Genomic DNA, 11,109 nt, shown 5'->3' on the forward strand with positions numbered 1-11,109 from the left:
AGTCGTAGTCGTCGGCATGCTCACGGACCAATCGGACCGCCTTGGCCTTGGTGTTCTCGTCGTACTTGCTTGGCATCGTGCCATCCTTCCCAAGAAAGGAAGTGCGCACGAAACCCGGGACGATTCAGCCTAGCCAGACAAGCGACGGGGGGATGTGAGCGTGAACTTTTCGGTGTTGCCGCCCGAGATCAATTCTGGGCGGATGTTTGCCGGTGTCGGTTTCGGCGCCAATGTTGCAGGCGTCCATGGCCTGGGACGGGGTTGCCGCGCAGTTGGGTTCAGCAGCGGAATCCTTTGCGTCGATGACCTCGGGCCTAACAGGGGGGCCGGGTCAGGCGTGGCAGGGACCGGCGGCGGCGATGACGGCGGCCGCGGCTCCGTATGTGGGGTGGTTGAGCGCGGCCGCGGCGCGGGCCGCGACCGCCTCGGCTCAGGCCAAGGCGGTGGCCAGCGCGTTCGAAACGGCGCGAGCGGCGACGGTTCATCCCGCCGCGGTGACCGCCAACCGCAATGCGTTCATACAGCTGGTGTTGTCGAACTTCTTTGGGCAGAACGCCCCGGCGATCGCGGCTGCCGAGGGCATCTACGAGGAGATGTGGGCTGGGCTACGGATGTGACGGCGATGGCCGGATATCACTGGGGCGCTTCGACGGTGGCGGCGCAGTTGCCGTCCTGGCGCCAGGGGATGGAGGCGCTGCCGCGGCTGGGAAAATAGCGCTCAGTAACTTTTAGGCAGCTTGAGCGCATACGTTCCAAGGAAATTCAGGATCATCTCCTGGCTGATCGGTGCGATCTTCATCAGCCGGGCCTCGCGGAAGTAGCGCGCGACGTGATATTCCTCCGCGTAACCCATGCCGCCGTGGGTTTGTAATGCCCGGTCCGCGGCGGCAAATCCGGCATCGGCGCATAGGTACTTGGCGGTATTCGCTTCGCGCCCACACGGTTTGCCGTTGTCGTAGAGCCACGTTGCCTTGCGTAACATCAGCTCCGCGGCGTCCAGGCGGGCCAGCGAATCCGCCAGCGGGAATTGGATGCCCTGGTTCATGCCGATCGGCCGGCCGAACACCTCGCGGTCCGTGGCATACTTGACCGCCTTGTCCAAGGCGACTCTGCCGATACCCAGCGCTTCGGCGGCAATCAGCATCCGCTCCGGGTTCAAGCCGTCGAGGATATAGTGAAATCCCTTGCCTTCCTCGCCAATCCGGTCTTCGACCGGTACTTCGAGGTTGTCGATGAACAATTCGTTGGAACTGACGGCGTTGCGGCCCATCTTGCGGATAGGCCGGATGTCGACCCGGCCACGGTCGAGGTCGGTGAGAAACAGCGTCATCCCTTCGGTCTTCTTGGCGCCTCGTCTTTCGACGTCGTCGAGCGACTCCGTGCGGGTCAGCAACAGGATCTTGTCCGACTCCATCGCTTTGGAGATCCACACCTTGCGGCCGTTGACGACATAGCGGTCGCCGTCGCGCTTGGCGAACGTGGTGATGCGTGAGGTGTCCAGCCCGGCACCGGGTTCGGTCACGCCGAAGCAGACATGCACCTCACCGGTGGCGACGCTGGGCAATGTGCGCGCCTTGAGTTCGTCGGAGCCGTGCACCACCACGGGTTGCATGCCGAAGATCGACAAGTGGATCGAGCTGGCGGCATTCATAGCGCCGCCGGACTTGGCGACCTCCTCCAGCAGGATCGTGGCTTCGGTGATTCCCAGGCCGTGCCCGCCGTACTCGGTAGGAATGGTCATCCCCAGCCAGCCGCCCTGAGCTATGGCCTGATAGAACGCGGTCGGAAACTCGTGCGCCTGATCCTTTTCCATCCAGTAGTGGTCGTCGAACTTGCGCGCCAACTCCGCGACCGAGCGGCGAATCAACTCCTGGTCTTCGGTCAGTTCGAAATCCATGCCGCTCACCTTCCGGCGCGAACAGACGCAAAAGCGCCCGACACGCCGAGCGTGTCGGCGCTTTTGCGTCTGCTCGCCACCATGTGGCGCCTCAGTCCTTATTGCCGGTGAGCTCTTTCGCGCTGGCGGCAAACTCCGCGAACGACGAACCCGCCCGGGTGTCCTTGTGGTGGCTGAGCGCGCGAATGGACACGTCGTGTCCCTCGGCAGCCTTACGCAGTGCCCCGACCGTGGCCTGCTCCCGGGGAACATGGGTGAACGGGTCGAACGAGTACCAGCGCATCGCGTTCTGGTGGGTGATCTTGTTGATCTCATCATCCGGAACATCGTTGAGCGACAATACATCCCACAGCTCTTCGGGTGCGCCCGGCCACATCGAGTCGCTGTGCGGGTAGTCAGCCTCCCAGGCGATGTTGTCGATGCCGATCATGTTGCGCAGTTTGACACCCACCTTGTCGCTGATGAAGCAGGTGAGGAAGTGGTCGCGGAACACATCGGACGGCAGCTTGCCGCCAAAGTTCTGGTGCGTCCAGGTGGAGTGCATCTCGTAGGTGCGGTCGGCGCGCTCCAGGAAGTAGGGGATCCACCCGGTGCCGCCCTCCGAGAGCGCGATCTTCAGATCCGGGAACTCCTTGATCGGCCGCGACCACAGCAGGTCCGCGGCGGCCTGCACGATGTTCATCGGCTGCAGCGTGATCATCACGTCCATCGGCGCGTCGGGCGCGGTGATGGCCAGCCTGCCCGACGATCCGATGTGGATGTTCATCACGGTATTGGTGTCACACAACGCCTTCCACAGCGGATTCCAATACTCGTTGTGGAAGCTGGGGTAACCCATCGCCGCCGGATTCTCGGTGAAGGTCAGCGCGTGCACCCCCTTCTTCGACACCCGCCGCACCTCCGCCGCACACGCCTCGGCATCCCAGATCACCGGCAGCGCCATCGGAATGAACCGCGCGGGGTAGGCCCCGCACCATTCGTCGATGTGCCAGTCGTTGTAGGCCTGCACCAGCGCCACCGAGAAGTCGGGATCGTCGGTGGCGAACAGGCGCCCGGCAAAGCCCGGGAACGACGGGAAGCAGATCGAAGCCAGGATGCCTCCGGCGTTCATGTCCTTGATGCGTTCGTCGACGTTGTAGCAGCCCGGCCGGATCTCATCCAGACCGGTGGGCTCGATCCCGTACTCTTCCTTGGGCCGGCCGGCCACCGCGTTGAGCGCCACGTTGGGGATGACGGTGTCGCGAAACTTCCACATGTCCGAGCCGTCGGGGTTGTGCACCAGCCGCGGCGCGTCGTCGAGGTATCTCGACGCCAGGTGGTTCTTGAACATGTTCGGCGGCTCGACGGTGTGGTCGTCGACGCTGATCAGGATCATGTCCTCTTTGTTCATGGCCGTATCCCTCTCCCTTGGGTCCATCGAGTATTTCCACGCGCGGCCACCGAGCCGGCATCGGCGAGCCGCCACTGCCTCCAAGCTCTCTACTGTTGGAAACTATCTTCTCGCGAAGCGAGAATCAACATTCAGGGCAGCTGCGCGGTCGGGCGCAGCGAAGCTCAGACGCCCCGGCATTGACCGGGGAAACGAATCATGCAAGTCTATTAGTTAGAAATGAGAATCTGATTCTCCGCATAAGAGAGGATCGGCACAACGCGCCGAGAGGAGGCTGTCGGATGCGTCTGTCGCCGCTGCCGGCCGACCAGTGGGACGACGCTGTCCGGCGGTCGCTCTCGGGCATGTTGCCCCCGGATCGCTGCAACCCGGGTGACGCCGGCAACGCGTTGTCGACGTTCGCCCGTCACCCTGCGCTGGCCAAGGCGTTCCTGCGGTTCAACATCCACCTGTTGTTCGCCTCCACATTGCCGCCCCGGGTCCGCGAACTGGCCATCCTGCGGATTGCGCATCGTCGCGGCTGCGCCTACGAGTGGACCCACCACGTGGCGCTGGCCCGAAAGGCCGGGATCGGAGAGGCCGAGGTGGCCGCGGTCCGCAGGGGTGAAGCCGCCGACGACTTCGAACGCGCGGTGCTCGCCGGGGTCGACGAGCTCAACGAGCAGTCGGAGTTGTCCGACGAGACCTGGGCCGCTCTCGGCGAACGCCTCGACGACCGCCAGCGAATGGACTACGTGTTCACGGTCGGCTGCTACGCGCTACTGGCCATGGCTTTCAACACTTTTGGCGTCGAGCTCGAACAAGACTCGAAACAAGACTCGAAACAAGAGAGGTAGTACCTTGCCGCACTTCACCAAACCAGCCGCGGGAAGCTGGACGCAAAACTATCCCGAATTGGGCACCGCACCGGTCGATTACACCGATTCGATCGACCCGCAGTATTTCGCCGACGAACAGCAGGCAATCTTCCGGCGCACCTGGCTCAACGTCGGCCGGGTCGAACGCCTGCCCCGCACCGGCAGTTACTTCACCAAGGAGCTGCCGTCGGCCGGTGCCGGCATGTCGGTGATCGTCGTCAAAGGCAAGGACGGCGTGATCCGGGCCTTCCACAACATCTGCCGCCACCGTGGAAACAAGCTGGTATGGAACGACTTTCCGCACGAAGAGACCGCGGGCACCTGTCGGCAGTTCACCTGCAAATACCACGCCTGGCGTTACAGCCTCGACGGCGAGCTGACCTTCATTCAACAGGAGGACGAGTTCTTCGACGTCGACAAGAGCCAGTACGGCCTCAAGCCGGTGCGCTGCGAAATGTGGGAGGGGTTCGTCTTCGTCAACCTCGACCCAAACGCGGCACCGCTTACCGAATACCTGGGCCCGATGGCCAAGGGCCTCGAGGGATACCCCTTTCACGAGATGACCGAGGTGTATTCGTACAAGGCCGAAGTGGGCAGCAACTGGAAGTTGTTCATCGACGCGTTCGCGGAGTTCTATCACGCACCGGTACTGCACCAGGGCCAGTACACCAAGGATGAAGCCGCCAAGATGATGAAGTACGGCTTCGAGGCGCTGCACTATGAGCTGACCGGCCCGCACGCGATGATCTCGGTCTGGGGCGGCCAGTCGCCACCCGCCGACCTGAGCATGGTCAAGCCCATGGACCGGGTATTGCGCAGTGGACTGTTCGGCCCCTGGGACCGTCCCGACGTGATCGATCAGCTCGTTGAGCTACCGCCGGGCATCAACCCGTGTAAGGCAAAGCAGTGGGGCATCGACTCGTTTCTGTTCTTCCCGAACTTCATGCTGCTGATCTGGGCGCCCGGCTGGTATCTCACCTACCACTACTGGCCGACCGCGGTGGACAAGCACATCTTCGAGACCAGCCTGTACTTCGTGCCACCGCGAAACACGCGGGAGCGGCTGGCCCAAGAGCTGGCCGCCGTCACGTTCAAGGAATACGCGCTGCAGGACGCCAACACCCTGGAAGCCACCCAGACCATGATCGGCACCAGGGTGGTCACCGACTTTCCCCTGTGCGATCAGGAAATCCTGCTCCGTCATCTGCACAAGATGACCGGAGAATACGTCAAGGAGTACCGCAACAATGGCCACGCCAAGCAAGCTGCCCGCTGAATTCGCCGATCTGGAACCGTATCTGGACTGGGACCTGGCCACCGAGCCCGAGCGCTACGCCAAGCGGTTGGCCTCTTCCATGTCGGAGATGCAGGCCTTCTACGACGCGGCATTCCCCCGCCTGAACGACGCGATCGCCTACTGTGACAAGTATCCGCTCGACGATCTGCCCGAGGACGCACGGACGCTGATGCACGTGATGCAGTCGCTGATCATGGTGTCGTTTCCGGTGGAGGCCTGGAAGCAGCCGCGGGTACCCGACAGCGGCGCGGCCTGGGTGGAGCTGATCAAGGAGCCGGTGATCTGACAGGTGATTACGGTCAAGGCCGCCGGGCTGCTCGACATTGATGCCGGCGAGATCGTCCGGCCTGGCGTCGTGCGGGTCGACGGCGACCGGATCGTCGGCATCGGCGGCGCTGCCGAGGGTGAAGTGATCGATCTGGGAGACCAGATCCTGCTGCCCGGGCTGATGGACATGGAAGTCAATCTGCTGATGGGCGGGCGCGGTGAGAAGCCCGGGCTGTCCCAGGTCCAGGACGACCCGCCGACGCGGGTGTTGCGCGCGGTCGGCAACGCCCGCCGCACACTGCGCGCCGGCTTCACCACAGTGCGCAACCTTGGCCTGTTCGTCAAGACCGGCGGGTACCTGCTCGATGTCGCGCTGGGCAGGGCCATCGATGCGGGCTGGATCGACGGACCACGGATTGTTCCTGCCGGCCATGCCATTACACCGACCGGGGGCCATCTCGACCCCACCATGTTCGCGGCCTTCGCGCCGCACGTGCTGGACCTGACCGTCGAGGAAGGCATTGCCAACGGCATTGACGAGATCCGCAAAGCGGTGCGCTACCAGATCAAGCACGGCGCTCAGCTGATCAAGGTCTGTTGCTCCGGCGGAGTGATGTCATTGACGGGACCTCCTGGCGCGCAACACTATTCCGACGAAGAGCTGCGCGCCATCGTCGACGAGGCGCACCGCCGCGGGCTGCGGGTCGCCGCGCACACGCATGGCGCCGACGCCGTCAGGCACGCCGTCGCGGCCGGCATCGACTGCATCGAGCACGGCTTCCTCGTCGACGACAAGGCGATCGCGACGATGGTCGAGCACGGCACTTTTCTGGTATCGACCCGGCGCCTGGCCGACGGCAACGCGATGGACGTCTCCCAAGCCGCACCCGCGTTGCAGGCCAAGGCCGCCGAGATGTTCCCGCGGGCGCGCACCTCGATGCTGGCCGCTTACCGGGCCGGCGTGAAGATCGCCGTCGGCACCGACGCACCCGCGATACCGCACGGCCGCAACGCCGACGAGCTGGTCACCCTCGTCGAGTGGGGCATCCCGCCGCTGGACGTGCTGCGGGCGGCCACGGTGACCGCCGCCGAGCTGATCAACGTCACCGACCGGGGCAGGCTCGCGGATGGGCAGCTGGCCGACATCATTGCGGTGCCGGGAAACCCGTTGGCAGACATCACCGTTACCCGCAACGTCAGCTTTGTCATGAAAGGCGGCAAGGTTTATGTCCAGCAGAACTGACGACCTCGTCGAGATCCAGCAGTTGCTGGCACGCTATGCCGTCACCATCACCCAGGAAGACATCGAGGGACTGCTGAGCGTCTTCACGCCCGACGGGACATACAGCGCCTTCGGCGACACCTACCACCTCGACAGGTTTCCGGAATTGGTGGCCGCGGCGCCAAAGGGCTTGTTTCTCACCGGAACTGCGCAGGTGGAACTCGACGGTGATTCGGCGACCGGTACCCAGCCGCTGTGCTTCATCGAACACGCCACCCACGACATGCGAATCGGCTACTACCGCGACACCTACCTGCGCACGTCCGACGGCTGGCGGCTGAAAACCCGGGCGATGACGTTCATCCGGCGCAGCGGCGCGCATGACTCCGGGCGCCCGCACGCCGTCGGGCGTCCCGCCCCGTGAATGTCGAACAGTTCCGGGCCGACCTGCGCGCGTGGCTCGACGAGCACGATCTGACGCCCGGACCCGACCACTCGCTGCGGGGCCAGATGCAGCAGCTCGCGCGGGTCCACCGGGCGTTGTACGACGCCGGCTGGATGCGCTACGGCTGGCCGGTCGACGTCGGCGGAGTGGGCGGGCCCGCGCTGCTGCGCGCGATCGTCGGCGAGGAGGTGGTCGGCCGCCGCCTCGCCGAGCCGGGCCCGTACTCGATGGTCGAGGTACTCGCGCCCACGATGATCGACTACGCACCAACAGAACTCGCTTCGCAGCTGGTGCCGCGGCTGCTCAGCGGTCGCGAGCACTGGTGTCAGGGCTTTTCGGAGCCGGGATCGGGCAGCGACCTGGCGTCGTTGTCCACCCGCGCCGCCCCCCACGGGGACGCCTGGATTGTCAACGGGCAGAAGGTATGGACCAGCTTCGCGCAGTTCGCCATCCGGTGCATCCTGCTCACCCGGACCGCACCGGGGCATGACGGACTCACCGCGTTCCTGGTCGACCTGGACACGCCCGGCATCACCATTCGCCCGCTGCTCACCATGCACGGCGTCGACGAATTCTGCGAGGTCTACTACGACGACGTGGTGGTCCCGGCCAGCCGGATGCTCGGCCGCCCCGGCGACGGCTGGCGGCTCGCGATGGACCTGTTGCCCTATGAGCGCTCGACGTGCTTTTGGCAACGGATCGCCTATCTGTATTCCCGATTCGACGCGCTGATCTCCGAAGCTGACGACCCTGACGAATCTGCGCTTGGCGCGGCATATCTCGCGTTGCACACGCTGCGCTGCCGTTCCCGCGCCACCCAGCACCGACTGGCCGGCGGCGCCCGCCTCGGGGCGGAGACCTCGATTGACAAGGTGCTGTTGGCAACCGCCGAGCAACGCCTCTACGACACCGTTCGCGACCTGCTGCCCGGGACACTCGAGCTCGACGACACAGCGTGGCGATCGGAGTACCTGTACTCACGCGCGGCGACCATCTATGGCGGTACCGCCGAGATCCAGCGCAACATCATCGCCCGTCGGTTGCTCGATCTCGGGAGGGAATGACGGTGGAGCCGACCGACTCGGAGTCGCTGCGACTACTGGCCGACACGATGCGAACGATGATGGCCGGCGCGTCCGGCGGCCAGCTCGACGCTGGGTTGGCGGGCCTCGGCTGGCTCGACATGCTCGCTGAAATCCCCGACATCGCAATACCATTGGTCTTTCGGCTGCTCGGCGAGACGGGCGCGCACGCACCGGTCCTCAACGACGTCGTGCTGCACGCCGCCGGGCGCACCGGCGGCGGCACGGTGCCACTGCCGTTCGCCGGCGGTTCCTGGGTGCTCTGGGAACGCACCCAGCGGGCCACGTCAATGGTGGACGACGAGTTACCGATACATCGGGTGGCCCAGGCTGATTCGGTGCCCGCGGCGGCCCTGGCCGCGGGCCGGCGCGCGGTGGGCTGGTGGCTGGTGGGCACCGGCCGGGCGATGTTGGCGCTGGCCCGCCGGCATGCGCTGGACCGCGTCCAGTTCGGCAGGCCGATCGCGTCTTTCCAGGCGGTCCGGCACCGCCTGGCCGAGGCGCTCGTCGCCCTCGACGGCGCCGAAGCCGCTGTGCAGGCCGCCACCGACGAACCCGACGAGCTCGCGTGCTTGCTGGCCAAGGCTGCCGCCGGCCAGGCCGCACTGACCGTCTCCAGACATTGCCAACAGGTGCTCGGCGGCATCGGCTTCACCGCCGAACACCAGCTGCACCGCCACATCAAGCGGTCGCTGGTGCTCGACGGGCTGCTCGGCAGTGCTCATGAGCTCGTGCGGGAAGCCGGAGTTGCATTGCGAGCCACCGGATTTGCGCCCCGGCTCGCCCAGCTCTGAGGTGTCTGCCCTCAGAGATACATCCCGGCCGGCGGCTGAGCCCGGTACCGCCCGTTGCCCACCTCGGACAGCAGCGTCGCCGTGCTGACGTTCCCGTCGATACCGGACAGCACGGCTCGACGGACGATTTCGCGAATATCGCTGCCGCTGGTGTTATCCGCCCGGGCCGATCTCGCAGACGGGCTCGTGCTCCTCGATCCATTGGGCCAGCACCAGCGCAGTGGTCAGCCGCGAGACCGGATTGAGTACGCGTTCCTCATCGAGCAGGTGCCCGCAATCCGCCGCACCCAGGCAGCGGGCGGTGAACCGGTCTGCGCTTTCGGCGCCCTCGCGCTCGGCGACGCCGACCAGCAGCTCCCGAGTGCGCGCAGTGCCGGACGCACGTCGTAGTCCAGTCCATCGAGCCACCCGTCGACATCGGTAATCGGCCGGCGGCGCACGTGGCACCGTCGGTGGGTCCGGCGGTCAGATCGGCCAGATTGTCCTGGGTGAGGTTCATCGGCTCGTCGTTGTTCAGGGACAGGGCAGCTGCACAGAACCGCACCCGGAAGGGCCACCGGTCAACTGATTATCTGCCGTCGCTGGGCCGCGACAGTGAAACTCACGACGCGACACGCCGGCGCGGCGTCGAGCAATTCACACTCGCAACGGGGCTGGCCACGCGGAATTACAACCCGTTACACAGCCAGTTGACGATCCGCCCGGCGCCGAGCCTGTTGGTAGCGTCCGCCATGGCCTCGCTGAGCGTGATGCCGCTTCCGCCCTGGTAGGTCGAGCCGTCATAGGCGACCGCGCCGCATCGTTTGAAGCTGATCAGCACCTTACAGGTGTCGAGGCCGCACTGGTCCAATGCAACTTCCTGCGCTTTTGCCAGGGTCAAGTAATTCCGCGATTTTCCCCACTCGCCGGTCGGGGCATAGGCGATGGCGCCATAGTGGATCCTCGGCGGGACAGGCAGTTCGGGCAGCATGCCCATTTCGGACAGCACAGCGCTATCGATTTGGGCATCTAACGGCGGAATCAGCGGGAGCGTCAAGACCATCAGCCCGACGGTGGCCCCTATGGTGGCTGCTGCGAGCGTGATCCGACGTCGAGTTGTCATCATTTTCCCGACCCTTTCTGCGATCTGCAATCCAGCGGTGTGAGTAGGTCCAGATGACGTACGAAAGCGGCTGCGCCGGAAGATAAAGAGGCTGGGCGTTGCTAGTTCTGGTGCGGCCCTAGCGTTTCCGACTACGGGTGCGGCGCATGCGGTGTTGTCGGGCTGGGCGTTTGCTGAGGACCCATCATTCCTCCCGGACCCATTCCGCCGGGTCCCATCCGTCCGCCGGAATCCATCATCGAGCAGCCGCCGTCACGCCCGCCATAGGGGCCGTGTGTAGCCCGACCCAAGAAGAACCCGGAGAAGAAGATCAGAGCAACGATGAACACGACACCGGCGATGATGCCCACCCAGGTCAACAGTTGATCAAGCCAACCGCGCCCGCCAGATCGATCGTCATACCGGCGCTGCTCTGCCTCGATGGTCGGTTCGGCAGATTCTGGTGTTTGCGTCATGCGTTGAATGATGCCACATAGGTACCCTCCACCGGTATGGTCTTTAGACCCTAGTAGTAGCGCGTATCCGTTCAGATTGCCAGCAACGCAAGCCCGAATACACCACCCCTCTAGATGAGTAATTCCCAACTGCGCGCGGAGTGTGCATCGGCTGCGCCGAGTGTGTACTGGCGGCGGCGACACGCCGAGCGGCGCCGCAGTGGTTGCACTCTCGGCGTGTCGGCTTGTGAAGGATGTGGTTGGAGGGCACCGATGGACAGTTATGAAGACAGACCTCGATGCCCTCCTGACCGAACTGTAT

12 protein-coding genes and 1 pseudogene are annotated in these 11,109 nt (G+C 64.8%); 8 read left to right on the plus strand and 5 right to left on the minus strand.

Annotated elements, in window-relative coordinates:
* Nucleotides 1–160: 160 nt before the first annotated feature.
* Nucleotides 161–700: pseudogene (locus EET03_RS22925) on the plus strand (PPE family protein); the annotation flags it as partial.
* An 18-nt stretch (nucleotides 701–718) separates the two neighbouring features.
* Here the strand turns inward: EET03_RS22925 and EET03_RS22930 are convergent.
* Both EET03_RS22930 and EET03_RS22935 read right to left on the minus strand, forming a co-directional pair.
* The gene (locus tag EET03_RS22930) at nucleotides 719–1,897 is read right to left on the minus strand and encodes an acyl-CoA dehydrogenase family protein (protein ID WP_075541528.1); all 1,179 of its coding nucleotides are present in this window, start codon (nucleotides 1,895–1,897) and stop codon (nucleotides 719–721) included.
* Between the two features lie 91 nt (nucleotides 1,898–1,988).
* Nucleotides 1,989–3,287, minus strand: a complete 1,299-nt coding sequence (locus EET03_RS22935) for an amidohydrolase family protein (RefSeq protein ID WP_075541527.1) — start codon at nucleotides 3,285–3,287, stop codon at nucleotides 1,989–1,991.
* A 281-nt stretch (nucleotides 3,288–3,568) separates the two neighbouring features.
* Here EET03_RS22935 and EET03_RS22940 point away from each other — a divergent pair, with 281 nt between their 5' ends.
* From EET03_RS22940 to EET03_RS22970, 7 genes are read left to right on the plus strand one after another with little or no spacing between them, the layout of a single operon-like run.
* Complete coding sequence (locus EET03_RS22940; protein ID WP_075541526.1) at nucleotides 3,569–4,123, plus strand: carboxymuconolactone decarboxylase family protein; 555 nt, start codon at nucleotides 3,569–3,571, stop codon at nucleotides 4,121–4,123.
* Nucleotides 4,124–4,127: 4 nt separating this feature from the next.
* Entirely contained in the window at nucleotides 4,128–5,420 is a 1,293-nt protein-coding gene (locus EET03_RS22945) for an aromatic ring-hydroxylating oxygenase subunit alpha (RefSeq protein WP_075541525.1), read from the plus strand.
* On the plus strand, nucleotides 5,392–5,727 hold the full coding sequence (locus tag EET03_RS22950; protein ID WP_036413814.1) for a hypothetical protein: 336 nt from the start codon (nucleotides 5,392–5,394) through the stop codon (nucleotides 5,725–5,727). Before EET03_RS22945 ends, EET03_RS22950 begins: the two co-directional genes overlap by 29 nt.
* 3 nt (nucleotides 5,728–5,730) lie before the next feature.
* The gene (locus EET03_RS22955) at nucleotides 5,731–6,951 is read left to right on the plus strand and encodes a metal-dependent hydrolase family protein (protein ID WP_075541524.1); all 1,221 of its coding nucleotides are present in this window, start codon (nucleotides 5,731–5,733) and stop codon (nucleotides 6,949–6,951) included.
* Complete coding sequence (locus EET03_RS22960; RefSeq protein WP_075541523.1) at nucleotides 6,935–7,354, plus strand: nuclear transport factor 2 family protein; 420 nt, start codon at nucleotides 6,935–6,937, stop codon at nucleotides 7,352–7,354. Before EET03_RS22955 ends, EET03_RS22960 begins: the two co-directional genes overlap by 17 nt.
* Nucleotides 7,351–8,439, plus strand: a complete 1,089-nt coding sequence (locus EET03_RS22965) for an acyl-CoA dehydrogenase family protein (protein ID WP_099193752.1) — start codon at nucleotides 7,351–7,353, stop codon at nucleotides 8,437–8,439. Before EET03_RS22960 ends, EET03_RS22965 begins: the two co-directional genes overlap by 4 nt.
* A complete protein-coding gene (locus tag EET03_RS22970; protein ID WP_063469001.1) occupies nucleotides 8,436–9,251 on the plus strand; it encodes an acyl-CoA dehydrogenase family protein in 816 nt (271 codons plus the stop codon). Before EET03_RS22965 ends, EET03_RS22970 begins: the two co-directional genes overlap by 4 nt.
* 153 nt (nucleotides 9,252–9,404) lie before the next feature.
* Here EET03_RS22970 and EET03_RS22975 read toward each other — a convergent pair whose 3' ends face one another.
* The 3 genes from EET03_RS22975 to EET03_RS22985 form a co-directional block, all read right to left on the minus strand.
* Nucleotides 9,405–9,659, minus strand: coding sequence for a hypothetical protein (locus tag EET03_RS22975; protein WP_075541521.1), 255 nt, complete (start codon nucleotides 9,657–9,659; stop codon nucleotides 9,405–9,407).
* A 259-nt stretch (nucleotides 9,660–9,918) separates the two neighbouring features.
* On the minus strand, nucleotides 9,919–10,353 hold the full coding sequence (locus EET03_RS22980) for a DUF4189 domain-containing protein (RefSeq protein ID WP_425271554.1): 435 nt from the start codon (nucleotides 10,351–10,353) through the stop codon (nucleotides 9,919–9,921).
* A gap of 131 nt (nucleotides 10,354–10,484) precedes the next feature.
* Entirely contained in the window at nucleotides 10,485–10,808 is a 324-nt protein-coding gene (locus tag EET03_RS22985; protein WP_075541519.1) for a hypothetical protein, read from the minus strand.
* Nucleotides 10,809–11,109 lie beyond the last annotated feature (301 nt).

Origin of the sequence: Mycobacterium innocens, from assembly GCF_900566055.1 — a bacterium.
Classification (GTDB): domain Bacteria; phylum Actinomycetota; class Actinomycetes; order Mycobacteriales; family Mycobacteriaceae; genus Mycobacterium; species Mycobacterium innocens.